The organism is Kribbella sp. NPDC051952 (genome assembly GCF_040680855.1).
GTDB lineage: Bacteria > Actinomycetota > Actinomycetes > Propionibacteriales > Kribbellaceae > Kribbella.
In genome coordinates this window covers 160,586-183,059 of record NZ_JBFAXQ010000013.1, presented here as the reverse complement: position 1 = coordinate 183,059, position 22,474 = coordinate 160,586, and the positions used below count along the sequence as shown (strand labels likewise).

At 66.4% G+C, this 22,474-nt stretch carries 28 protein-coding genes and 1 pseudogene; all 29 read left to right on the top strand.

The window, feature by feature from the left end; all coding sequences use genetic code 11:
• Positions 1–59: 59 nt before the first annotated feature.
• The 29 genes and pseudogenes from AB0L70_RS24345 to AB0L70_RS24205 all read left to right on the top strand — a co-directional run bounded on the left by AB0L70_RS24345 (position 60) and on the right by AB0L70_RS24205 (position 22,470).
• Positions 60–3,920, top strand: a complete 3,861-nt coding sequence (locus AB0L70_RS24345; protein WP_363687793.1) for a DNA-directed RNA polymerase subunit beta' — start codon at positions 60–62, stop codon at positions 3,918–3,920.
• Between the two features lie 178 nt (positions 3,921–4,098).
• Entirely contained in the window at positions 4,099–5,478 is a 1,380-nt protein-coding gene (locus tag AB0L70_RS24340) for a nuclear transport factor 2 family protein (protein ID WP_363687791.1), read from the top strand.
• Positions 5,479–5,853: 375 nt separating this feature from the next.
• The gene (rpsL, locus tag AB0L70_RS24335) at positions 5,854–6,228 is read left to right on the top strand and encodes a 30S ribosomal protein S12 (protein ID WP_328526112.1); all 375 of its coding nucleotides are present in this window, start codon (positions 5,854–5,856) and stop codon (positions 6,226–6,228) included.
• Complete coding sequence (gene rpsG / locus AB0L70_RS24330; RefSeq protein WP_363687788.1) at positions 6,228–6,698, top strand: 30S ribosomal protein S7; 471 nt, start codon at positions 6,228–6,230, stop codon at positions 6,696–6,698. Before rpsL ends, rpsG begins: the two co-directional genes overlap by 1 nt.
• A gap of 71 nt (positions 6,699–6,769) precedes the next feature.
• Positions 6,770–8,881: an elongation factor G gene (fusA, locus tag AB0L70_RS24325; RefSeq protein WP_363687786.1), complete on the top strand. Its 2,112-nt coding sequence runs from the start codon at positions 6,770–6,772 to the stop codon at positions 8,879–8,881.
• A 74-nt stretch (positions 8,882–8,955) separates the two neighbouring features.
• Positions 8,956–10,149, top strand: coding sequence for an elongation factor Tu (gene tuf / locus AB0L70_RS24320; protein WP_363687784.1), 1,194 nt, complete (start codon positions 8,956–8,958; stop codon positions 10,147–10,149).
• Between the two features lie 359 nt (positions 10,150–10,508).
• The gene (gene rpsJ, locus AB0L70_RS24315) at positions 10,509–10,817 is read left to right on the top strand and encodes a 30S ribosomal protein S10 (protein WP_012923688.1); all 309 of its coding nucleotides are present in this window, start codon (positions 10,509–10,511) and stop codon (positions 10,815–10,817) included.
• Between the two features lie 16 nt (positions 10,818–10,833).
• Complete coding sequence (gene rplC, locus AB0L70_RS24310; protein ID WP_363687782.1) at positions 10,834–11,493, top strand: 50S ribosomal protein L3; 660 nt, start codon at positions 10,834–10,836, stop codon at positions 11,491–11,493.
• Positions 11,490–12,182, top strand: a complete 693-nt coding sequence (gene rplD / locus AB0L70_RS24305; RefSeq protein ID WP_363687780.1) for a 50S ribosomal protein L4 — start codon at positions 11,490–11,492, stop codon at positions 12,180–12,182. The genes rplC and rplD overlap by 4 nt, the downstream gene beginning before the upstream one ends.
• Complete coding sequence (gene rplW / locus AB0L70_RS24300; RefSeq protein WP_329003464.1) at positions 12,179–12,484, top strand: 50S ribosomal protein L23; 306 nt, start codon at positions 12,179–12,181, stop codon at positions 12,482–12,484. The genes rplD and rplW overlap by 4 nt, the downstream gene beginning before the upstream one ends.
• Complete coding sequence (gene rplB, locus AB0L70_RS24295) at positions 12,484–13,317, top strand: 50S ribosomal protein L2 (RefSeq protein WP_363687777.1); 834 nt, start codon at positions 12,484–12,486, stop codon at positions 13,315–13,317. Before rplW ends, rplB begins: the two co-directional genes overlap by 1 nt.
• Before the next feature lie 15 nt (positions 13,318–13,332).
• Entirely contained in the window at positions 13,333–13,614 is a 282-nt protein-coding gene (rpsS, locus tag AB0L70_RS24290; RefSeq protein ID WP_363687775.1) for a 30S ribosomal protein S19, read from the top strand.
• 50 nt (positions 13,615–13,664) lie between these two features.
• Positions 13,665–14,156 (top strand): annotated as a pseudogene (gene rplV / locus AB0L70_RS24285) (50S ribosomal protein L22); the annotation flags it as partial.
• A gap of 121 nt (positions 14,157–14,277) precedes the next feature.
• Entirely contained in the window at positions 14,278–15,126 is an 849-nt protein-coding gene (rpsC, locus tag AB0L70_RS24280) for a 30S ribosomal protein S3 (RefSeq protein ID WP_363687773.1), read from the top strand.
• 3 nt (positions 15,127–15,129) lie between these two features.
• Entirely contained in the window at positions 15,130–15,549 is a 420-nt protein-coding gene (gene rplP / locus AB0L70_RS24275) for a 50S ribosomal protein L16 (RefSeq protein ID WP_363687771.1), read from the top strand.
• The gene (gene rpmC / locus AB0L70_RS24270) at positions 15,549–15,839 is read left to right on the top strand and encodes a 50S ribosomal protein L29 (protein ID WP_363687769.1); all 291 of its coding nucleotides are present in this window, start codon (positions 15,549–15,551) and stop codon (positions 15,837–15,839) included. The genes rplP and rpmC overlap by 1 nt, the downstream gene beginning before the upstream one ends.
• Positions 15,836–16,138, top strand: coding sequence for a 30S ribosomal protein S17 (gene rpsQ, locus AB0L70_RS24265; protein ID WP_363687767.1), 303 nt, complete (start codon positions 15,836–15,838; stop codon positions 16,136–16,138). Before rpmC ends, rpsQ begins: the two co-directional genes overlap by 4 nt.
• Positions 16,139–16,229: 91 nt before the next feature.
• Positions 16,230–16,598 (top strand): 50S ribosomal protein L14, encoded by a 369-nt coding sequence (gene rplN / locus AB0L70_RS24260; RefSeq protein ID WP_012923677.1) that lies wholly within the window; start codon positions 16,230–16,232, stop codon positions 16,596–16,598.
• Position 16,599: 1 nt separating this feature from the next.
• The gene (rplX, locus tag AB0L70_RS24255) at positions 16,600–16,989 is read left to right on the top strand and encodes a 50S ribosomal protein L24 (protein WP_363687764.1); all 390 of its coding nucleotides are present in this window, start codon (positions 16,600–16,602) and stop codon (positions 16,987–16,989) included.
• Complete coding sequence (gene rplE, locus AB0L70_RS24250; RefSeq protein WP_363687762.1) at positions 16,989–17,564, top strand: 50S ribosomal protein L5; 576 nt, start codon at positions 16,989–16,991, stop codon at positions 17,562–17,564. The genes rplX and rplE overlap by 1 nt, the downstream gene beginning before the upstream one ends.
• Before the next feature lies 1 nt (position 17,565).
• Positions 17,566–17,751, top strand: a complete 186-nt coding sequence (locus tag AB0L70_RS24245; RefSeq protein WP_012923674.1) for a type Z 30S ribosomal protein S14 — start codon at positions 17,566–17,568, stop codon at positions 17,749–17,751.
• Between the two features lie 91 nt (positions 17,752–17,842).
• Complete coding sequence (rpsH, locus tag AB0L70_RS24240; protein ID WP_363687760.1) at positions 17,843–18,250, top strand: 30S ribosomal protein S8; 408 nt, start codon at positions 17,843–17,845, stop codon at positions 18,248–18,250.
• Between the two features lie 27 nt (positions 18,251–18,277).
• On the top strand, positions 18,278–18,820 hold the full coding sequence (gene rplF / locus AB0L70_RS24235; RefSeq protein WP_363687758.1) for a 50S ribosomal protein L6: 543 nt from the start codon (positions 18,278–18,280) through the stop codon (positions 18,818–18,820).
• Positions 18,821–18,822: 2 nt separating this feature from the next.
• The gene (rplR, locus tag AB0L70_RS24230) at positions 18,823–19,206 is read left to right on the top strand and encodes a 50S ribosomal protein L18 (RefSeq protein WP_363687756.1); all 384 of its coding nucleotides are present in this window, start codon (positions 18,823–18,825) and stop codon (positions 19,204–19,206) included.
• Between the two features lie 33 nt (positions 19,207–19,239).
• Positions 19,240–19,839, top strand: a complete 600-nt coding sequence (rpsE, locus tag AB0L70_RS24225) for a 30S ribosomal protein S5 (RefSeq protein WP_363687754.1) — start codon at positions 19,240–19,242, stop codon at positions 19,837–19,839.
• Positions 19,839–20,021: a 50S ribosomal protein L30 gene (gene rpmD, locus AB0L70_RS24220; RefSeq protein ID WP_012923669.1), complete on the top strand. Its 183-nt coding sequence runs from the start codon at positions 19,839–19,841 to the stop codon at positions 20,019–20,021. Before rpsE ends, rpmD begins: the two co-directional genes overlap by 1 nt.
• Before the next feature lies 1 nt (position 20,022).
• The gene (gene rplO / locus AB0L70_RS24215) at positions 20,023–20,463 is read left to right on the top strand and encodes a 50S ribosomal protein L15 (RefSeq protein WP_363687751.1); all 441 of its coding nucleotides are present in this window, start codon (positions 20,023–20,025) and stop codon (positions 20,461–20,463) included.
• Positions 20,464–20,596: 133 nt separating this feature from the next.
• The gene (gene secY, locus AB0L70_RS24210) at positions 20,597–21,898 is read left to right on the top strand and encodes a preprotein translocase subunit SecY (RefSeq protein WP_363687749.1); all 1,302 of its coding nucleotides are present in this window, start codon (positions 20,597–20,599) and stop codon (positions 21,896–21,898) included.
• On the top strand, positions 21,898–22,470 hold the full coding sequence (locus tag AB0L70_RS24205; protein ID WP_363687747.1) for an adenylate kinase: 573 nt from the start codon (positions 21,898–21,900) through the stop codon (positions 22,468–22,470). The genes secY and AB0L70_RS24205 overlap by 1 nt, the downstream gene beginning before the upstream one ends.
• Positions 22,471–22,474 lie beyond the last annotated feature (4 nt).

Sequence of the window (22,474 nt, the reverse complement as noted above, 5' to 3'; positions counted from 1 at the left end):
CGCTTGAGATCAACAACCAACTCACTCAGACCGCTTCAACAATCGGGAGATAACACATCGTGCTCGACGTGAACTTCTTCGACGAGCTTCGGATCGGCCTGGCCACCGCGGACGAGATCCGTCAGTGGTCGCACGGCGAGGTCAAGAAGCCCGAGACGATCAACTACCGGACGCTCAAGCCCGAGCGTGACGGTCTCTTCTGCGAGAAGATCTTCGGTCCCACCCGGGACTGGGAGTGCTACTGCGGCAAGTACAAGCGCGTTCGCTTCAAGGGCATCATCTGCGAGCGGTGTGGCGTCGAGGTCACCCGTTCCAAGGTGCGCCGCGAGCGGATGGGCCACATCGAGCTGGCCGCGCCGGTCACCCACATCTGGTACTTCAAGGGTGTTCCGTCGCGACTCGGCTACCTGCTCGACCTCGCCCCGAAGGACCTCGAGAAGGTCATCTACTTCGCGGCGTACATGATCACCGACGTCGACGACGAGGCGCGGCACCGCGACCTCTCGTCGTTGGAGGGCCGGACCGACGTCGAGCGCAAGCAGCTCGAGAACCGGCGCGACAACGACATCGAGACCCGGATGAAGAAGCTCGAGGAGGACCTGGCGCAGCTCGAGGCCGAGGGCGCCAAGGCCGACGTACGGCGCAAGGTCAAGGAAGGCGCCGAGCGTGAGGTCAAGCAGCTGCGCGACCGTGCGCAGCGCGAGATCGACCGCCTCGACGAGGTCTGGACCCGGTTCAAGAACCTGAAGGTCCAGGACCTCGAGGGCGACGAGATCCTCTACCGCGCCATGAAGGAGCGGTTCGGCAAGTACTTCGAGGGCGCCATGGGTGCCGCCGCGATCCAGCGCCGGCTGGAGACCTTCGACCTGAAGGCCGAGGCGGACAACCTGCGCGAGACGATCAAGACCGGTAAGGGCCAGCGCAAGACCCGCGCCCTGAAGCGGCTCAAGGTCGTCACCGCGTTCCTGGCCACCAACAACAGCCCGATGGGCATGGTGCTCGACTGCGTCCCGGTGATCCCGCCGGACCTGCGGCCGATGGTTCAGCTCGACGGTGGCCGGTTCGCCACCTCGGACCTGAACGACCTGTACCGCCGGGTGATCAACCGGAACAACCGGCTCAAGCGCCTGCTCGACCTGGGCGCGCCCGAGATCATCGTCAACAACGAGAAGCGGATGCTGCAGGAGGCCGTCGACGCACTGTTCGACAACGGCCGCCGTGGTCGTCCGGTCACCGGCCCGGGCAACCGGCCGCTGAAGTCGCTGTCCGACATGCTCAAGGGCAAGCAGGGTCGCTTCCGTCAGAACCTGCTGGGCAAGCGCGTCGACTACTCGGGCCGTTCGGTCATCGTGGTCGGCCCGCAGCTGAAGCTGCACCAGTGCGGTCTGCCGAAGGCGATGGCGCTGGAGCTGTTCAAGCCGTTCGTGATGAAGCGGCTGGTCGACCTCAACCACGCGCAGAACATCAAGTCCGCCAAGCGGATGGTCGAGCGTCAGCGCGCCCAGGTCTGGGACGTGCTGGAAGAGGTCATCACCGAGCACCCGGTCCTGCTCAACCGTGCACCAACCCTGCACCGGCTGGGTATCCAGGCGTTCGAGCCGCAGCTGATCGAGGGCAAGGCGATCCAGATCCACCCGCTCGTCTGCTCCGCGTTCAACGCGGACTTCGACGGTGACCAGATGGCGGTGCACCTGCCGCTGTCGGCCGAGGCGCAGGCCGAGGCCCGGATCCTGATGCTGTCGACCAACAACATCCTGAAGCCGGCCGACGGCCGTCCGGTCACGATGCCGACGCAGGACATGATCATCGGCATCTACTTCCTGACCATGCTGAAGGAAGGCGTCAAGGGCGAGGGCCGGGCGTTCAGCTCGGTCGCCGAGGCGCTGATGGCGTTCGACCGGCTCGAGCTGTCGCTGCAGGCCAAGATCACGCTGCGGCTGAACGAGTCCGGCGTACCGGCTGGTGCCACCGAGCGGGCCGAGGGTGGCTTCGCACTGGAGACCACGCTGGGCCGGGCGCTGTTCAACGAGGCGCTGCCGACGGACTACCCGTTCGTCGACGTCGAGGTCGGCAAGAAGCAGCTGGGCGGGATCGTCAACGACCTGGCCGAGCGTTACTCCAAGGTCGAGGTCGCGAACGCTCTGGACGCACTGAAGGACCTCGGTTTCCGCTGGGCCACCCGGTCGGGTGTCACGGTGTCGATCGACGACTTCAGCACGCCGCCGAGCAAGCCCGAGATCATGGCTCGCTACGAGTCGCAGGCCGAGAAGGTCCAGAAGCAGTTCGAGCGGGGTCTGATCACCTCGTCCGAGCGGCGGCAGGAACTGATCGAGATCTGGACCGGCGCCAACGCCGAGGTCGGCAAGGCGATGGAAGAGAACTTCGAGAAGGCCAACCCGATCTGGATGATGGTCCACTCGGGTGCCCGAGGCAACATGATGCAGATCCGGCAGATCGCCGGTATGCGTGGTCTGGTGGCCAACCCGAAGGGCGAGATCATCGCCCGGCCGATCAAGTCCAACTTCCGCGAGGGTCTGTCGGTGGTCGAGTACTTCATCGCCACCCACGGTGCCCGGAAGGGTCTGGCCGACACCGCGCTGCGGACCGCCGACTCGGGGTACCTGACCCGTCGTCTGGTGGACGTGTCGCAGGACGTGATCATCCGCGAGGAGGACTGCGGGACCGAGCGGGGTCTGCCGAAGAAGATCGGCGAGAAAGACCCGTCGGGCAAGGTCGTGCACGCCGAGAACGTGGAGACCAGTGCCTACGCACGGACGCTGGCCACCGATGTCTCGGGCGCCGACGGCACCGTCGTACTGACGGCCGGCAGCGACCTGGGCGACGTCTCGATCGCGAAGCTGGTCGAGGCCGGCGTCGAGGAGGTCAAGGTCCGCTCCGTGCTGACCTGTGACGCCAAGACCGGGACCTGCGCGAAGTGCTACGGGCGTTCGCTGGCGACCGGCAAGCCGGTCGACATCGGCGAGGCGGTCGGCATCATCGCGGCCCAGTCCATCGGTGAGCCGGGTACGCAGCTGACGATGCGTACCTTCCACACCGGCGGTGTCGCGGGTGATGACATCACCCACGGTCTGCCCCGTGTCGTCGAGCTGTTCGAGGCCCGGCAGCCGAAGGGCAAGGCGCCGATCGCCGAGGCGGCCGGCCGGATCGCGATCGAGGACACCGACAAGACCCGGAAGCTGGTGCTCACCCCGGACGACGGTTCCGAGGAGGTCGCCTACCCGGTGTCGAAGCGTGGTCGCCTGCTGATCGAAGAGGGTCAGCACGTCGAGGTCGGCCAGCAGCTGACGCAGGGTACGCCGGACCCGCAGGAGGTTCTGCGGATCCTCGGCGTACGCAAGGCGCAGGAGCACCTGGTGGACGAGGTCCAGGAGGTGTACCGGTCGCAGGGTGTGGCCATCCACGACAAGCACATCGAGATCATCGTCCGGCAGATGCTGCGCCGGGTCACGGTGATCGAGTCGGGCGACGCCCAGCTGCTGCCGGGTGAGCTCGCGGACCGGATCATGTTCGAGGCGGAGAACCGTCGCGTCGTGGCAGAGGGCGGTACGCCGGCCTCCGGTCGTCCGGTGCTGATGGGTATCACCAAGGCCTCGCTGGCCACCGAGTCGTGGCTGTCGGCCGCCTCCTTCCAGGAGACGACCCGCGTCCTGACCGAGGCCGCGATCCACGGCAAGTCCGACTCGCTGGTCGGTCTGAAGGAGAACGTCATCATCGGCAAGCTGATCCCGGCCGGTACGGGCATGGACCGTTACCGCAACATCCGGGTGGAGCCCACCGAGGAGGCGAAGGCCGCGATGTACTCGATGGTCGGCTACGAGTCGTACGACTACGACTTCGGCCCGTCCACCGGTCAGTCGGTCCCGCTCGACGACTTCGACCTCGGTTCCTACCAGAACTGAGCCAAGTCACCCGCGAGGGCGGCACTCCCACCTGGGGGTGCCGCCCTCGCGGCATTCCGGGAGTCAAACGCTTGGCTGACAGGGGATCCGGGCATTTTGACGGATGTTGTGCACCGGCTTCGGTAAGACACTCGGGGTGGCGGCTGAAAGTGTCCGGCTGATGCGCCAAGATTGGTCCATGACGGATCTCCCGGCCTACCTGCGGCCTTTCGTCCTGGGAGTTTTGGATGGGCCTGATGTCCGGGTGGACAGACTTGGGGAGATCGACTTCTATCGGCCGGCCGGCACCGCCCGGACCGGTGCGATCTTGTTCGTGCACGGGGGTCCTGGGCCCGACGGCCTCGAGGTGATGCCTCGGGACTGGCCGGTCTACCGGGGTTACGCGACCGCCGCCGCCAGACGAGGACTGGTGGCAGCTGTCGTCGACCACAGTTTGATCCGCGGGTTCGACCAGTTGGTCACCGCCGCGGACGAGGTGGAGACTGCGGTCGGCGTACTGCGTTCGGATCCACGAGTCGACCCCGACCGGGTCGGCCTGTGGTTCTTCTCCGGCGCCGGCCTGCTGGCAGGGGAGTGGCTGGACAGCCGCCCCGACTGGTTGCGTCTGGTCGCCCTCACCTATCCGCTCCTCGCCACCCCGCCCGGTGTCGACGATTTGGTCAATGCCGCCGAAGTGATCGGCAAACACAAGGACCTGCCGGTGCTGCTGACCAGGGCCGGGCTCGAGCATGAGGAGCTCGCCGGCCCGGTCGCGGAGTTCGTCTCCGCAGGTGGCACCGCGTTGGACATCATCGACGTACCGAAAGGGCACCACGGGTTCGACATGCTCGACCACACCGAAGAATCACGCGCCGCCGTCACCAAGGCCCTGGACTGGGCCATCGCCCACCTGGGTGAGGATCCGGACGGCCAGGAAAAACTCCTCGTCCCGCCACCGCAGACCAAGACCACCACTCGCCCGCCGACCACCTCCCGTCCGCCGACCAGCACTCGTCCGCCGGCCACGGCGAAGAAGGCGGCCGCAGTGAAGCGAGCCCCGGCACCCACCGTGCAGGCACCTGCTGAACCCGCCAGTCAGCCGGCGCCCGCCACCCTCCCGATCACCCCGCCGGCCGCGCCACCCGCCGCACCGACTGCCACACCAGCTGCCACGCCACCCGTCACCCCGGCTCCGGTTGTCAAGACCCCGCCGCTGGCAGACCTCGGAGCGGCCACCATTGCCGCTGTCACGGCCGATACCCAGGCCGCACGGGTGATCGGCCGCGAACACGCTGCGTACGCCGCACACGACCTCGAGGCGTTCCTGGCGATGTACTCGCCGACCGCCCGGATCCTGCTCGCGGACGGCACCGAGCTGAAGGGCCGCCGGTTCCTCCGGGAGCACTACCGGCCACGGTTCGACGCCGGCCGCTGCAAGACCGAGGTGGTGCAGAAGCTGATGCTCGGCGAGTGGGTGGTCGAGCACATCCTCGCCTACGATTCCGGCGATCCGACCCCGATGCTGGCGCTGTACCGGGTCACCGACGGATCGATCACCGAGGTCGAGTTCCGGGCCTGATTCCACCGGCAAGTGGTCTGGCCGTCGTACCAGCACGATCACGGCCAGACCGCCGGTGGTGAGGTCCTCAGAGCGTCGCGACCGGGTCACCGCGGTGACCCTGTAAGCTGGAAGAGCGGACAGACCTCAGCCCCGGTCGGTTACTCATTTTGACCGTGCTTGAGGCAGCCGCTAGTCTTAACGATCGTGCCCGGGTCATCCTGGGCCGTCATGCGTGCCCCTCTTCATCGGGTCTGCGCGCGTGGCACGGGAATCCTGCCGACAGTCTGGAAGATTACGGCTTCGGTACGCCCGTGCACACGCGACACACCCGACCGCGGGGGTCAGGCAAGCAAGAGCAGAGAGATAGCCGGACGACAGAAAGAGACCTACGCGGTGCCCACCATTCAGCAGCTGGTCCGCAAGGGCCGCCAGGACAAGGTGTCCAAGAACAAGACGCCCGCCCTGAAGGGTTCCCCTCAGCGTCGCGGTGTGTGCACGCGCGTCTACACGACCACACCGAAGAAGCCGAACTCGGCCCTTCGTAAGGTCGCGCGTGTCCGCCTGACCAGCGGCATCGAGGTCACCGCGTACATCCCCGGTGTCGGCCACAACCTGCAGGAGCACTCGATCGTGCTCGTGCGTGGCGGTCGTGTGAAGGACCTCCCGGGTGTCCGGTACAAGATCATCCGCGGTTCGCTCGACACCCAGGGTGTGAAGAACCGGAAGCAGGCGCGCAGCCACTACGGCGCGAAGAAGGAGAAGAGCTAATGCCGCGCAAGGGCCCCGCCCCGAAGCGTCCGGTCATCATCGACCCGGTCTACAGTTCGCCGCTCGTTACCCAGTTGATCTCCAAGATCCTGGTCGACGGCAAGAAGCAGATCGCGCAGAGCATCGTCTACAACGCGCTCGAGGGCACCCGGACCAAGACCGGCACCGACCCGGTGATCACGCTGAAGCGTGCGCTGGACAACGTGAAGCCGAGCATCGAGGTCAAGAGCCGCCGCGTCGGTGGCGCCACCTACCAGGTGCCGATCGAGGTCAAGCCCGGTCGCTCCACCACGCTGGCGCTGCGCTGGTTGACGTCGTACTCCCGCGCTCGTCGCGAGAAGACCATGGCCGAGCGCCTGATGAACGAGATCCTGGATGCCTCCAACGGCCTGGGAGCCTCGGTCAAGCGCCGCGAAGACACGCACAAGATGGCCGAAGCCAACAAGGCTTTCGCCCACTACCGCTGGTGATCCGGGGTCCGATCCGGACCCCAGAGTTCACCCTTTGGCAGCAGTACAGAATCGAGAGGTAGACCACCGAGGTGGCCGTACAAATCACCACCGACCTGGCCAAGGTCCGCAACATCGGGATCATGGCTCACATCGACGCCGGCAAGACGACGACGACCGAGCGGATCCTCTTCTACACCGGTATCACCTACAAGATCGGTGAGGTCCACGACGGCGCCGCCACGATGGACTGGATGGAGCAGGAGCAGGAGCGCGGCATCACCATCACGTCCGCCGCGACGACCTGCACCTGGAAAGACCACACCATCAACATCATCGACACCCCGGGCCACGTCGACTTCACCGTCGAGGTGGAGCGCTCGCTGCGCGTGCTCGACGGTGCGGTAGCCGTGTTCGACGGCGTTGCCGGTGTCGAGCCCCAGTCCGAGACCGTGTGGCGCCAGGCCGACCGGTACGGCGTTCCCCGGATCTGCTTCGTCAACAAGCTGGACCGGACCGGCGCGGAGTTCATGCGCTGCGTCGACATGATCATCGACCGGCTGGCCGCGGTGCCGCTGGTGCTGCAGCTGCCGATCGGTGCGGAGTCGGACTTCATCGGCGTCGTCGACCTGATCGGCATGCGCGCGCTGACCTGGCGCGGCGAGACCACGATGGGTGAGGACTACACGGTCGAGGAGATCCCGGCCAGCCACACCGAGATCGCGGCCGAGTGGCGCGACAAGCTGATCGAGACGCTGGCCGAGGCCGACGACGAGATCATGGAGATGTACCTGGAGGGCGACGAGCCCACCCAGGAGCAGGTCGTCGCCGCTATCCGGCGGGCCACCATCGCCAGCAAGCTGACCCCGGTCCTGACCGGCACCGCGTTCAAGAACAAGGGCGTCCAGCCCCTGCTCGACGCGATCAACGCCTTCCTGCCCAGCCCGCTCGACGTCCCGGCCATCGAGGGCCACGACGTCAAGGACTCGGACCAGGTCGTGCTGCGCAAGCCGGACGACAGCGAGCCGTTCTCGGCGCTGGCGTTCAAGATCGCGGCCGACCCGCACCTGGGCAAGCTGACCTTCATCCGGGTGTACTCGGGCAAGCTCGAGACCGGCACCCAGGTCCTGAACCCCACCAAGGGGCGCAAGGAGCGGATCGGCAAGATCTACCGGATGCACGCGAACAAGCGTGAGGAGATCGCGTCGATCGGCGCCGGCCACATCGTCGCCGTGATGGGTCTGAAGGACACCACCACCGGTGAGACGCTGGCCGACCCGGCCAAGCCCGTCGTACTGGAGTCGATGCAGTTCCCGGCCCCGGTCATCTCGGTCGCCATCGAGCCCAAGTCGAAGGGCGACCAGGAGAAGCTGGGCGTCGCGATCCAGCGGCTCGCCGAGGAGGACCCGACCTTCCAGGTTCGGACCGACGAGGACACCGGCCAGACCATCATCGCCGGTATGGGCGAGCTGCACCTCGAGGTGCTGGTCGACCGGATGAAGCGCGAGTTCCGGGTCGAGGCGAACGTCGGCAAGCCGCAGGTCGCCTACCGCGAGACCATCAAGAAGAAGGTCGAGAAGGTCGACTACACGCACAAGAAGCAGACCGGTGGTTCAGGTCAGTTCGCGCGTGTGATCATCAACATCGAGCCGACTTCGGTCGAGGCCGGTGGCGAGGGTGGCTACGAGTTCGTCAACTCCGTCACCGGTGGCCGCATCCCCCGGGAGTACATCCCGTCGGTGGACGAGGGCGCCCAGGAGGCGATGGAGTTCGGCGTACTGGCCGGCTACCCGATGGTGGACGTCAAGGTCACGCTGACCGACGGCGCCTACCACGACGTCGACTCGTCCGAGCTCGCATTCAAGATCGCCGGTTCGATGGCCTTCAAGGACGCCGCCCGGCGGGCGACTCCGGTCATCCTCGAGCCGATGTTCTCCGTCGAGGTCACCACACCCGAGGACTACATGGGTGAAGTGATCGGCGACCTCAACTCACGCCGCGGCCAGATCCAGTCGATGGACGAAGGCCCCGGTGGCAGCCGGGTCGTGAAGGCCCTGGTGCCGCTGTCGGAGATGTTCGGGTACGTCGGTGACCTGCGTTCCAAGACGCAGGGCCGCGCTTCGTACTCGATGCAGTTCGATTCCTACGCCGAGGTTCCGAAGAACGTGGCGGAAGAGATCATCAAGAAGGCCCGGGGCGAGTAATCTCTCGCTCCTGACCACCACACCCCAAGCGCGTCGGCGTACGGCGTAGTCAACATTTATCCAGGAGGGCCCCAGTGGCGAAGGCGAAGTTCGAGCGGACCAAGCCGCACGTCAACATCGGCACCATCGGTCACATCGACCACGGTAAGACCACGCTTACCGCGGCGATCACCAAGGTGCTGCACGACAAGTACCCGAACCTCAACGAGGCGTCGGCCTTCGATCAGATCGACAAGGCGCCCGAAGAGCGTCAGCGCGGTATCACCATCTCCATCGCGCACGTCGAGTACCAGACCGAGGCCCGGCACTACGCCCACGTTGACTGCCCGGGTCACGCGGACTACATCAAGAACATGATCACCGGTGCGGCCCAGATGGACGGTGCGATCCTGGTCGTCGCCGCCACCGACGGCCCGATGCCGCAGACGCGTGAGCACGTGCTGCTCGCCCGTCAGGTCGGCGTGCCGGCGATGGTCGTGGCGCTGAACAAGTGCGACATGGTCGACGACGAGGAGATCCTGGAGCTCGTCGAGCTCGAGGTCCGCGAGCTGCTCTCGGAGCAGGAGTTCGACGGTGACAACGCGCCGATCGTGCGGGTTGCCGCGCACCCGGCGCTGCAGGGCGACGCCAAGTGGGGCGAGTCGATCATCGAGCTGATGGACGCGGTCGACTCCTACATCCCGCAGCCGACCCGTGAGATCGACAAGCCGTTCCTGATGCCGGTGGAGGACGTCTTCACCATCACCGGTCGCGGTACGGTCATCACCGGCCGGATCGAGCGCGGCGTCGTCAAGATCAACGAGACGGTCGACATCGTCGGCATCCGTCCGGAGAAGCAGACCACGACGGTCACCGGTATCGAGATGTTCCGCAAGCTGCTCGACGAGGGCCAGGCCGGTGAGAACGTCGGTCTGCTGCTTCGTGGCACCAAGCGCGAGGACGTCGAGCGCGGCATGGTTGTCATCAAGCCGGGCACCACGACCCCGCACACCAACTTCGACGCTTCGGTCTACATCCTGTCGAAGGAGGAGGGCGGCCGTCACACGCCGTTCTTCCAGAACTACCGCCCGCAGTTCTACTTCCGCACCACGGACGTCACCGGCGTCGTCACGCTGCCCGAGGGCACCGAGATGGTCATGCCGGGCGACAACACCGACATGTCGGTCGAGCTGATTCAGCCGATCGCCATGGAAGAGGGCCTGAAGTTCGCGATCCGTGAAGGTGGCCGCACCGTCGGCGCCGGCCGGGTCACCAAGATCATCAAGTGATCTCACGAGGTCCGCGAGGGCTCGCACCACTGAGCCCCCGCGGACCTCTGCTTTGCGCCTGATCCGGCGCTCAGGTGGTACCGGATCAGGCGGAAAGCCACCCGATTGGCGTTTACACGCCGATCTAGGGCACAATATTCAGGTTGCTCAGGCGAGGCCGCCGGGGCGCGCCCCAGACTGTCGTCTGGCTGGTGCGCCGGACCGGAGACCATGCCGAGGTTCCGGTCCGAGACCGGGCCCCGATCACCACTCCAGGTCGACGAAGCGGTGGGTCACGCACGTTCCGCGTGCACGACACACCCGACCGCGGGGGTCGGAGCAACGAACGCGAAGACGATAGAGAAGGACGAAGCGAAGCGATGGCGGGACAAAAGATCCGCATCCGGCTGAAGGCCTACGACCACGAGGTCATCGACAGCTCGGCGCGCAAGATTGTCGACACGGTGACGCGTACTGGTGCGAAGGTTGCTGGCCCGGTGCCGTTGCCGACGGAAAAGAACGTGTTCTGCGTCATCCGCTCGCCGCACAAGTACAAGGACAGCCGCGAGCACTTCGAGATGCGCACCCACAAGCGGCTCATCGACATCATCGACCCCACGCCGAAGACCGTTGACTCGCTGATGCGGCTCGACCTCCCGGCCGGCGTCGACATCGAGATCAAGCTCTGAGGGACGCGAACAACCAATGAGCATTTCCACTAAGAACACGCGCGGTCTGCTGGGCACCAAGCTCGGCATGACCCAGACCTGGGACGAGAACAACCGAGTCGTCCCCGTCACCGTGATCCAGGCCGGCCCGTGCGTCGTGACCGAGGTTCGCACCTCGGACCGCAACGGGTACGACGGCGTCCAGATCGCCTTCGGCGACATCGACCCCCGCAAGGTGACCAAGCCGATGCGCGGTCACTTCGACAAGGCCGGCGTGACGCCGCGGCGCCACCTGCTGGAGCTGCGCACCGCCGACGCCAGCGAGTACACGCTGGGCCAGGAGATCAAGGCCGAGGCCTTCGAGGCCGGTGAGCGGGTCGACGTTTCCGCCACCAGCAAGGGCAAGGGCTTCGCCGGTGTGATGAAGCGGCACGGCTTCCACGGTCTGCGCGCCACCCACGGTGTGCACAAGAAGCACCGGTCGCCGGGCTCCATCGGCGGCTGCGCCACCCCGGGCCGGGTCTTCAAGGGCCTGCGGATGGCGGGCCGGATGGGCCACGAGCAGATCACCACGCAGAACATCACCGTGCACGCGGTCGACACCGAGCGCGGCCTGATCCTGCTGAAGGGTGCGGTTCCCGGCCCCAAGGGCGGCCTCGTGCTGATCCGCAACGCCGCGAAGGGAGCTGCGAAGTGAGCACCGTCGACGTCGTCGTCGTGAAGGGCGACAAGGTCAGCAAGAAGGGCTCCGCCGAGCTTCCGGCCGAGCTGTTCGACGTCCAGGTCAACATCCCGCTGATCCACCAGGTAGTGGTGGCCCAGCTGGCCGCGGCCCGTCAGGGCACGCACAAGACCAAGACCCGGGGCGAGGTGTCCGGCGGTGGCGCCAAGCCGTACCGCCAGAAGGGCACCGGTCGCGCCCGTCAGGGCTCGACCCGTGCGCCGCAGTTCACCGGTGGTGGCGTCGTCCACGGCCCCACGCCGCGTGACTACAGCCAGCGGACCCCGAAGAAGATGATCGCCGCCGCGCTCCGCGGCTCGCTGTCGGACCGGGCCCGTGACGGCCGCGTGTTCGTCGTCGAGAGCTTCGTGGACGGCGACAAGCCCTCCACCAAGTCGGCGCTGAAGGTGCTCGGCGAGGTCACCGATCCGGGCAAGGCGCTGGTCGTGGTCGACCGTGCCGACGAGCTGACCTGGCTGAGCCTGCGCAACGTGCAGCACGTGCACCTGATCGCGGCCGACCAGCTGAACGCGTACGACGTGCTGTGCAGCGACGCGGTCGTGTTCACCAAGAGCGCGCTCGACTCGTTCGTCGCCGGCGCGCCCAAGGGCAAGTCCGTCAAGGCCGTCGCCACGTCGACTGAGGCCGAGGAGGCAGAGGCATGAGCCACGGAGTCAACAAGGACCCCCGCGACGTGCTGCTCCGGCCGGTCGTGAGCGAGAAGAGCTACGGCCTGCTGGACGAGCAGAAGTACACGTTCGAGGTCGCACCGGACGCCAACAAGACCGAGATCAAGCTCGCGGTCGAGAAGGTGTTCAAGGTCAAGGTCAACGACGTCAACACCCTCAACCGCAAGGGCAAGCGCCGCCGCACTCGTGCCGGCTGGGGCAAGCGCCCGGACACCAAGCGAGCGATCGTGACCCTCAAGGGCGACGACCGCATCGACATCTTCGGAGGCCAGTCGTAATGGGGATCCGCAAGTACAAGCCGACAACGCCGGGCCGTCGTGGCTCGAGCGTGGCCGACTTCGTCGAGCTCACCCGTTCGACCCCTGAGAAGTCGTTGCTGCGCCCGCTGCCGAAGAAGGGCGGCCGGAACAACTCCGGCAAGATCACCACCCGGCACCACGGTGGCGGTCACAAGCGTGCGTACCGCCTGATCGACTTCAAGCGGTACGACAAGGACGGTGTGCCGGCCAAGGTCGCCGAGATCGAGTACGACCCGAACCGCACCGCGCGGATCGCACTGCTGCACTACGTCGACGGCGAGAAGCGCTACATCCTCGCCCCGTCGAACCTGAAGCAGGGCACGATCGTCGAGAACGGTCCGGGTGCCGACATCAAGGTGGGCAACAACCTGCCGCTGCGCAACATCCCGGTCGGCTCCACGGTGCACGCCGTCGAGCTGCGCCCGGGTGGCGGCGCGAAGATGGGCCGCTCGGCCGGTACCAGCATTCAGCTGGTCGCGAAGGAAGGCCGGATGGCCACCCTGCGGATGCCGTCCGGCGAGGTCCGGATGGTCGACGTGCGCTGCCGCGCCACCCTCGGTGAGGTCGGCAACGGCGAGCAGTCGAACATCAACTGGGGCAAGGCGGGCCGGATGCGCTGGAAGGGCAAGCGCCCGACCGTCCGCGGTGTCGCGATGAACCCGGTCGACCACCCGCACGGTGGTGGTGAGGGTAAGACCTCGGGTGGTCGCCACCCGGTGTCCCCGTGGGGTCAGCCTGAGGGCCGTACCCGCACCCGCAAGGAAAGCGACCGCATGATCGTCCGGCGCCGCAAGGCCGGCAAGAAGCGCTGATAGGAGCCGGCCAGAATGCCACGCAGCCTCAAGAAGGGCCCGTTCGTCGACCACCACCTGATGAAGAAGGTGGAGGTGCAGAACGAGAAGGGCACCCACAACGTCATCAAGACCTGGTCCCGCCGATCGATGATCGTGCCGGACATGATCGGCCACACGCTCGCGGTGCACGACGGCCGCAAGCACGTGCCGGTGTTCGTGACGGACGCGATGGTCGGGCACAAGCTCGGCGAGTTCGCCCCGACCCGGACGTTCAAGGGTCACGAGAAGGACGACCGGAAGTCACGGCGTCGCTGACCCATGGTCAGTGACGAAGCGAAAGCAACCTACGGAGAGATTCGAACATCATGAGCGTTCAAGAGCGTAGGGCGACCAGCGCCCGTCGCGAGAGCCTGCTGGGCGAAGAGCCCGGGGCCTTCGCGGTCGCGCGCTTCGTCCGCGTGACGCCGATGAAGGCGCGCCGCGTGGGCGATCTGGTGCGCGGTCTGGGCGTCGACGACGCACTCGCCACTCTGAAGTTCGCCCCGCAGGCCGCTGCCGCGACCGTGTACAAGGTCGTCGACAGCGCCGCGGCGAACGCCGAGGGCACCGAGCACCTGAGCCGGGCCGACCTGGTCGTGACCAAGGTCCTGGTGGACGAGGGGCCGACGCTGAAGCGTCACCGCCCGCGTGCCCAGGGCCGGGCCACCCGGATCGACAAGCGGACCAGCCACATCACCGTCGTGGTGACCCCGCGGGTCGAGGACGAGCCGGTCGAGAAGGCTCCCGCCAAGAAGTCCGCGAAGAAGGCCACCACGAAGAAGGCCGACTCCGCGAAGGCGGGCACGGCCAAGAAGGCGCCAGCGAAGAAGTCTGCGGCCAAGGCCGACCAGGCCGACACCGCCGAGAAGCCGGCCAAGAAGGCGACCGCCAAGAAGTCGGCCGCCAAGAAGGCCACCGCTGAGAAGAAGGAGTCCTGACGTGGGACAGAAGGTCAACCCGCACGGGTTCCGTCTCGGCATCAGCACGGACCACAAGAGCCGCTGGTACGCCGACAAGCTGTACAAGGACTATGTGGGCGAGGACGTCAAGATCCGTCGCCTGCTGAGCAAGGGCATGGAGCGCGCCGGCATCTCCCGCGTGGAGATCGAGCGCACCCGTGACCGCGTCCGGGTCGACATCCACACTGCTCGTCCGGGCATCGTCATCGGTCGCCGTGGCGCCGAGGCGGACCGGATCCGCGGCAGCCTGGAGGAGCTCACCGGCAAGCAGGTGCAGCTGAACATCCTCGAGGTGAAGAACGCCGAGGTCGACGCTCAGTTGGTCGCACAGGGTGTGGCCGAGCAGCTGTCCGGCCGCGTGGCGTTCCGCCGCGCGATGCGCAAGGCGATGCAGACCACCATGCGTGGCGGCGCCCTGGGTATCCGGATCCAGTGCTCCGGCCGTCTGGGTGGCGCCGAGATGTCGCGGTCGGAGTTCTACCGCGAAGGTCGGGTGCCGCTGCACACGCTCCGTGCGGACATCGACTACGGCTTCTACGAGGCCCGTACGACGTTCGGCCGGATCGGCGTGAAGGTCTGGATCTACAAGGGTGACGTGGCCGGCTCCCGGGCCGAGCGCGAGGCGCAGGCCGCGGCCCGCGCCGCCACCCAGCAGCGTCGGCCGGCCCGTCGCGACGACCGTGGTGGCCGTGGTGGCGACCGCGACCGTGGTGACCGCGGTGGCCGTCGCGACGACCGCCGGGACAACGCCCGCAACGCGGCTCCGGCCGCCGAGGCGAGCGCGCCGGCTGCCGAGAAGCCTGCCGAGACGACCGGAACGGAGAGCTGAACCATGCTCATCCCCCGCAAGGTCAAGCACCGCAAGCAGCACCACCCGAAGCGCTCCGGCGCTGCCAAGGGCGGCACCACGCTGGCGTTCGGTGAGTTCGGTATCCAGGCGCTGGAGAACCACTACGTCACCAACCGGCAGATCGAGGCCGCGCGTATCGCGATGACCCGGCACATCAAGCGTGGCGGCAAGGTGTGGATCAACATCTACCCGGACCGCCCGCTGACCAAGAAGCCTGCCGAGACCCGGATGGGTTCCGGTAAGGGTTCGCCGGAGTGGTGGATCGCCAACGTCAAGGCCGGCCGGGTGCTGTTCGAGCTCTCCGGTGTACCTGAGGACATCGCTCGCGAGGCCCTGCGCCGCGCGATTCACAAGTTGCCGATGAAGTGCCGCTTCATCACCCGAGAGGCAGGTGAGAACTGATGGCTATCCTGACCGCCGCCGAGCTGCGGAACCTGGGCCGGGACGAGCTGCTGAGCAAGCTCGGTGAAGCCAAGGAGGAGCTGTTCAACCTCCGGTTCCAGGCTGCCACGGGCCAGCTGGAGTCCCACGGCCGGCTGCGCGCCGTCCGCAAGGACATCGCCCGCATCTACACGGTGATGAGCGAGCGTGCGCTCGGCATCACCGATGAGGTCGACGCCCCCGCCGCCGAGGCCGAGGTCGAGACCGAAGAGGTCGCGGACGACAGCGAGAAGGCTGGGAGCAAGGCATGACCGAGAACGCAGCGAAGGACGACACCGTGAGCACGACCCCCGACGTGAAGCGAGGCAGCCGGAAGACCCGTGAGGGTCTGGTGCTGAGCGACAAGATGGACAAGACCGTCACCGTCGAGGTCGAGGACCGGGTCAAGCACAAGCTGTACGGCAAGGTCATCCGGCGTACCAGCAAGCTCAAGGCGCACGACGAGCAGAACGCAGCCGGCATCGGCGACCGTGTCCTCCTGATGGAGACCCGGCCGCTGTCGGCCACCAAGCGGTGGCGCGTCGTGGAGATCCTCGAGAAGGCGAAGTAGTCGTTCCGGCCTGACCGGCAACCAATCGAAATTATTCGTTCCGCAAGGCTCACGTGAGTGAGAACCAGCGAGACAACCAGGAGATCAACAGATGATCCAGCAGGAGTCGCGACTGAAGGTCGCCGACAACACGGGTGCCAAGGAGATCTTGTGCATCCGCGTTCTCGGTGGCTCCGGTCGGCGCTACGCCGGTGTCGGTGACACGATCGTCGCCACCGTCAAGGACGCGATCCCCGGCGGTGGTGTGAAGAAGGGTGACGTCGTCAAGGCGGTCGTCGTGCGGACCGTGAAGGAGCGCCGGCGTCCGGACGGCTCCTACATCCGCTTCGACGAGAACGCCGCGGTGATCCTGAAGGCCGACGGCGAGCCCCGAGGCACCCGCATCTTCGGGCCGGTCGGCCGGGAGCTGCGCGAGAAGCGGTTCATGAAGATCATCTCGCTTGCCCCGGAGGTGCTCTGAGATGGCTGCACAGAGGAAGCTGCACGTGAAGAAGGGCGACACGGTCCGCGTGATCGCCGGTAAGTCCAAGGGTCTCGAGGGCAAGATCATCCAGGTCATGCCCGACGCCGAGAAGGTCGTCGTCGAGGGCGTGAACCGGGTCAAGAAGCACACCAAGGTGCAGCAGGCCCAGCGCGGCGGCACCACCGGTGGCATCGTCACCCAGGAAGCCCCGATCCACGTCTCGAACGTGATGCTTCTGGTCGAGGTCGAGAAGGACGGCAAGAAGCAGAAGGTGACCACCCGCGTCGGTTACAACCGCGTCGAGGTGCAGAAGCGGCGCCCCGACGGCTCGACGTACACCGGTTTCCGGAGCGTCCGGATCGCGCGGCGTACCGGCGAGGAGATCTGATGACTGCGACGGCTACCGAGAACACCAAGGTTCAGCCGCGGCTGAAGACGAAGTACCGCGAAGAGATCGTCGGCAAGCTGCAGGAGCAGTTCCAGTTCGAGAACGTCATGCAGGTGCCCGGCCTCACCAAGATCGTGGTGAACATGGGTGTCGGCGAGGCGGCTCGCGACTCCAAGCTGATCGACGGCGCGGTCAAGGACCTGGCCGCGATCACCGGGCAGAAGGCCCAGGTGACCAAGGCCCGCAAGTCCATCGCGCAGTTCAAGCTGCGTGAGGGTATGCCGATCGGCGCCCACGTGACGCTGCGCGGCGACCGGATGTGGGAGTTCCTGGACCGGCTGCTGGCGCTCGCGCTGCCCCGGATCCGCGACTTCCGCGGTCTGTCGCCCAAGCAGTTCGACGGCACCGGGAACTACACCTTCGGTCTGACCGAGCAGGTGATGTTCCACGAGATCAACCAGGACCGCATCGACCGGGTCCGGGGTATGGACATCACCGTGGTGACCACCGCGAAGAACGACGACGAGGGCCGGGCCCTGCTGCGGCAGCTCGGTTTCCCGTTCAAGGAGAACTGACGTGGCGAAGACAGCACTCAAGGTCAAGCAGGCCCGGAAGCCGAAGTTCGCGGTGCGCGGTTACACCCGCTGCCAGCGCTGCGGCCGGCCGAAGGCGGTCTTCCGCAAGTTCGGCCTGTGCCGGATCTGCCTGCGGGAGATGGCGCACCGGGGCGAGCTGCCCGGTGTGACCAAGTCCAGCTGGTGACCGTCTCCACCCCCGATCTTTTCTCCATTCACCATCTAGTCACCGTAGGTCGCCGGCCGGCGAAACCACGGCGGGAAAGAGGCCCCAGGCCATGACGATGACCGACCCGATCGCAGACATGCTGACGCGTCTGCGCAACGCCAACCAGGCGTACCACGAGTCGACCTCGATGCCGTACAGCAAGATCAAGCAGGGCATCGCCGACATTCTCCAGCAGGAGGGTTACATCTCCTCCTACCAGGTGGAGGAGCCCAAGGAGGGCGCCGTCGGCAAGACCCTGATCGTCGACCTCAAGTTCGGCCCGAGCCGGGAGCGCTCCATTGCGGGCGTCCGCCGGATCAGCAAGCCGGGCCTGCGGGTCTACGCGAAGTCGACCAGTCTGCCCAAGGTCCTCGGTGGCCTGGGCGTCGCGATCATCTCGACGTCCCAGGGACTACTGACGGACCGCCAGGCCAAGAACAAGGGCGTCGGCGGGGAAGTCCTCGCCTACGTCTGGTGACGAAGAACCGGAAGGAGGACCACTGAAATGTCTCGCATCGGCAAACTCCCGGTCACGGTCCCGTCCGGCGTCGACGTCACGATCGACGGCCAGACGGTCACCGTGAAGGGTCCCAAGGGTCAGCTCTCGCATGTCGTGGCTGAGCCCATCGCGGTCAACCGGGACGAGGACGGCACCATCGCCGTCAGCCGCCCCGACGACCAGCGCAAGAGCAAGGAACTGCACGGCCTGTCCCGCACCCTGATCGCCAACCTGGTGACCGGTGTGACGGAGGGCTACGAGAAGAAGCTCGAGATCGTCGGCGTCGGGTACCGCGTCCTGTCCAAGGGACCGACCCAGCTGGAGTTCTCGCTCGGGTACAGCCACACCATCACGGTGGACGCGCCGGAAGGCATCACGTTCGCGGTGGAGGCGCCGACCCGCTTCTCGGTGCAGGGCATCGACAAGCAGTCCGTCGGCGAGGTTGCCGCCAACATCCGCAAGCTGCGCAAGCCTGAGCCGTACAAGGGCAAGGGCGTGCGGTACGCCGGCGAGCAGGTACGCCGCAAGGTCGGAAAGGCTGGTAAGTAACCATGGCGATCGGACTGCGTCCGCACAAGCACTCCGCCAAGAAGACGGCGTCGCGTCTGCGTCGCCAGATCCGGGTCCGGAAGAAGATCAACGGCACGGCCGACCGGCCGCGCCTGGTGGTCACCAAGTCCTCGAAGCACCTGTTCGTTCAGGTCATCGACGACGTGGCCGGCACGACGCTGGTGTCCGCCTCCACCATGGAGGCCGACCTGCGTGGCGCGGAGGCGAACAAGACCGACAAGGCCAAGACCGTCGGCGGCCTGATCGCCGACCGGGCCAAGGCCGCAGGCATCGACGCGGTCGTCTTCGACCGGGCCGGGAACAAGTACCACGGCCGCATCGCGGCACTGGCCGACGCCGCCCGTGAGGGCGGGCTCGGCTTCTGACATGGCGACACAAAGGGAAGAAGGTAGTTCGAAATGAGCGGAGGCCAGCAGCGTCGCGGAGGCGGCGCCGGTGGTGAGCGCCGTGGTCGCGACGGTGGTCGCGGTCAGGCAGCTGACAAGACCGCCTACATCGAGCGCGTGGTAGCCATCAACCGTGTTGCCAAGGTCGTGAAGGGTGGTCGTCGCTTCAGCTTCACCGCCCTCGTGGTCGTCGGCGACGGTGAAGGCACCGTCGGTGTGGGTTACGGCAAGGCCAAGGAGGTGCCCGCGGCGATCGCCAAGGGTGTCGAGGAGGCCAAGAAGTCGTTCTTCAAGGTGCCGCGGATCCAGGGCACCATCCCGCACCCGGTCCAGGGCGAGAAGGCCGCAGGCGTTGTCATGCTGCGTCCGGCCGCTCCCGGTACCGGTGTGATCGCGGGTGGCTCGGCACGCGCCGTACTGGAGTGCGCCGGGATCCACGACATCCTGAGCAAGTCGCTGGGTTCCTCCAACGCGATCAACGTGGTGCACGCCACGGTGGCCGCGCTGCAGGCCTTGGAGACTCCGGAAGCCGTGGCCGCGCGTCGCGGTATGCCGGTCGAGCACGTCGCCCCGGCGGCACTGCTGAAGGCGCGGGCGGAGGTCGTTTCCTGATGGCACGCCTGAAGGTGACCCAGACCCGTTCCGGCATCGGTGGCAAGCAGAACCAGCGCGACACCCTGCGGACGCTGGGCGTGAAGCGGATCGGCGACGTCGCCGTTCACGACGACCGCCCGGAGATCCGGGGCATGGTGCGTACGGTTCGCCACCTCATCACCGTCGAGGAGGTCGACTGACATGGCGCTGAAGGTTCATCACCTGCGTCCGGCGCCCGGCGCCAAGACCGCCAAGACCCGTGTGGGTCGTGGTGAGGGCAGCAAGGGCAAAACGGCCGGCCGCGGTACGAAGGGCAGCAAGGCCCGCAACAACATCCCCGAGTGGTTCGAGGGTGGCCAGATGCCGCTGCACATGCGGCTCCCGAAGCTGAAGGGCTTCAAGAGCAGGAACCGGGTGGAGTTCCAGGTCGTTAACCTGGACAAGCTCGGACAACTGTTCCCCGACGGTGGCGAGGTCGGCATCGCCGATCTGGTCGCCAAGGGTGCGGTTCGTAGCGGTCAGCCGGTCAAGGTACTGGGTGACGGCGAACTGACCGTGGCACTGCAGGTTTCGGTGCACAAGTTCTCCAAGTCCGCGAGTGAGAAGATCACGGCGGCCGGGGGAACCATCACCGAGGTGTGACGAGGTCCAGGGCTCGTGTGTGCCGGCGCTTGATATCCTGCGCCGGTCGGACGAGCCCTGGTTCGTCTCTTGCCCAGCTGCTTTGCTTGGCCCCTGCCCTGCCCGGGGCAGAGGAAACTTGTGGGAGGACAGGGTGTTAGGCGCCTTTGCCAACGCGTTCAAGACTCCGGACCTGCGCCGGAAGATCTTGTTCGTGCTCTTCATCGTCGTGATCTTCCGGATCGGCTCGGTCGTGCCGGCCCCCGGGGTGAACGTCCAGTCGCTGCACACCTGTATCAAGATCTCGCAGGGTGGTGCGAACGCGAACCTTTACAACCTGATCAACCTGTTCTCCGGCGGCGCGCTGCTGCAGCTCGCGATCTTCGCGCTCGGCATCATGCCGTACATCACCGCCAGCATCATCCTCCAGCTGCTCACCGTGGTGATCCCGCGGCTCGAGTCGCTGAAGAAGGAGGGCCAGGCGGGACAGGCCAAGATCACGCAGTACACCCGGTTCCTGACCGTCGGCCTCGCGATCCTGCAGTCGACCGCGTTCGTGGCGCTGGCCCGCACGCCGGGCCGCCTGTTCCAGGGTTGCTCCGAGCCGCTGCTGTACAAGGACGACTGGTTCACGATCAGCGTGATGGTGCTGACCATGACCGCCGGTACCGGCGTGATCATGTGGCTGGGCGAGCTGATCACCGACCGCGGTGTCGGCAACGGCATGTCGATCCTGATCTTCACCCAGATCGTCGCCACCTTCCCGACCCAGCTGTGGAACATCCGTAAGGAGAAGGGCATCCCCACCTTCGTGGTGGTGATCGCGATCGGTTTGGTGATCATGGCCGCGGTCATCTTCATCGAACAGGCGCAGCGCCGGATCCCGGTCCAGTACGCCAAGCGGATGGTCGGCCGGAAGATGTTCGGCGGCACCTCGACGTACATCCCGCTGAAGGTGAACCAGGCCGGTGTCATCCCGGTCATCTTCGCCTCCAGCCTGCTCTACCTCCCCGTGCTCGTGAGCCAGTTCCAGCAGGGCAAACCCTGGGCGAACTGGATCCAGGGGAACCTGGTCAAGGGCGACCACCCGATCTACATGGCGACGTACGTCGCTCTGATCATCTTCTTCACCTACTTCTACGTCTCGATCACCTTCAACCCGAAGGAAGTCGCGGACAACATGAAGAAGTACGGCGGCTTCATTCCCGGGATCCGGGCGGGACGGCCGACGGAGGAGTACCTGAAGTACGTGTTGGACCGCATCACGCTGCCCGGCGCGATCTACCTCGCGGCGATCTCGATGATCCCGCTGGTCGCCCTGGTTCTGCTGAACGCGAACCAGAACTTCCCGTTCGGTGGTACGTCGATCCTGATCATGGTCGGCGTCGGACTGGACACGGTGAAGCAGATCGAGAGTCAGCTGCAGCAGCGTAACTACGAAGGGTTCCTGCGCTGATGAGAATGTTGCTGATGGGTCCGCCCGGGGCGGGCAAGGGCACGCAGGCAAAGGTGCTTGCTGATCGCCTGAATATCCCGGCCGTTTCCACCGGCGACATCTTCCGTGCGAACGTCAAGGACGAGACGCCGCTCGGGCTCGAAGCGAAGCGCTACATGGACGCCGGGGACTACGTCCCGGACGAGGTCACCAACGCGATGGTGCGCGACCGTTTGTCCGAGGCAGACGCGGGTTCGGGCTTCCTGCTCGACGGGTACCCGCGGACGGTGGCCCAGGTGGGCACGCTGGACGACATCCTGGCCGACCACGGCCACAAGCTGGACGCGGTGGTGGCGCTGGTCGCCGACACCGACGTACTGGTGGGCCGGATGCTGAAGCGGGCCCAGACCGACGGCCGGACGGACGACTCCGAAGAGGTCATCCGGCACCGGCAGGACGTCTACACCGCCGAGACCAAGCCGCTGCTGAGTGTGTACGAGCAGCGCGGCCTGCTGGTCGAGGTGGACGGAGTCGGTGAGATCGACGAGGTGAGCGAGCGCGTGCTCGCCGCCCTCAAGACGGTGACCGAATAACCCC

Coding starts and splice junctions, on each gene's coding strand:
- rplX (WP_363687764.1), top strand. CDS start 16,600: ATGGCTGCACAGAGGAAGCTGCACGTGAAGAAGGGCGACACGGTCCGC.
- rplR (WP_363687756.1), top strand. CDS start 18,823: ATGGCGATCGGACTGCGTCCGCACAAGCACTCCGCCAAGAAGACGGCG.
- rplP (WP_363687771.1), top strand. CDS start 15,130: ATGCTCATCCCCCGCAAGGTCAAGCACCGCAAGCAGCACCACCCGAAG.
- rpsH (WP_363687760.1), top strand. CDS start 17,843: ATGACGATGACCGACCCGATCGCAGACATGCTGACGCGTCTGCGCAAC.
- rpmC (WP_363687769.1), top strand. CDS start 15,549: ATGGCTATCCTGACCGCCGCCGAGCTGCGGAACCTGGGCCGGGACGAG.
- rplE (WP_363687762.1), top strand. CDS start 16,989: ATGACTGCGACGGCTACCGAGAACACCAAGGTTCAGCCGCGGCTGAAG.
- AB0L70_RS24205 (WP_363687747.1), top strand. CDS start 21,898: ATGAGAATGTTGCTGATGGGTCCGCCCGGGGCGGGCAAGGGCACGCAG.
- rplF (WP_363687758.1), top strand. CDS start 18,278: ATGTCTCGCATCGGCAAACTCCCGGTCACGGTCCCGTCCGGCGTCGAC.
- rpmD (WP_012923669.1), top strand. CDS start 19,839: ATGGCACGCCTGAAGGTGACCCAGACCCGTTCCGGCATCGGTGGCAAG.
- rpsJ (WP_012923688.1), top strand. CDS start 10,509: ATGGCGGGACAAAAGATCCGCATCCGGCTGAAGGCCTACGACCACGAG.
- AB0L70_RS24340 (WP_363687791.1), top strand. CDS start 4,099: ATGACGGATCTCCCGGCCTACCTGCGGCCTTTCGTCCTGGGAGTTTTG.
- rplC (WP_363687782.1), top strand. CDS start 10,834: ATGAGCATTTCCACTAAGAACACGCGCGGTCTGCTGGGCACCAAGCTC.
- rplN (WP_012923677.1), top strand. CDS start 16,230: ATGATCCAGCAGGAGTCGCGACTGAAGGTCGCCGACAACACGGGTGCC.
- rplO (WP_363687751.1), top strand. CDS start 20,023: ATGGCGCTGAAGGTTCATCACCTGCGTCCGGCGCCCGGCGCCAAGACC.
- rpsG (WP_363687788.1), top strand. CDS start 6,228: ATGCCGCGCAAGGGCCCCGCCCCGAAGCGTCCGGTCATCATCGACCCG.
- rpsS (WP_363687775.1), top strand. CDS start 13,333: ATGCCACGCAGCCTCAAGAAGGGCCCGTTCGTCGACCACCACCTGATG.
- rpsE (WP_363687754.1), top strand. CDS start 19,240: ATGAGCGGAGGCCAGCAGCGTCGCGGAGGCGGCGCCGGTGGTGAGCGC.
- rplW (WP_329003464.1), top strand. CDS start 12,179: ATGAGCCACGGAGTCAACAAGGACCCCCGCGACGTGCTGCTCCGGCCG.
- rplB (WP_363687777.1), top strand. CDS start 12,484: ATGGGGATCCGCAAGTACAAGCCGACAACGCCGGGCCGTCGTGGCTCG.
- rpsQ (WP_363687767.1), top strand. CDS start 15,836: ATGACCGAGAACGCAGCGAAGGACGACACCGTGAGCACGACCCCCGAC.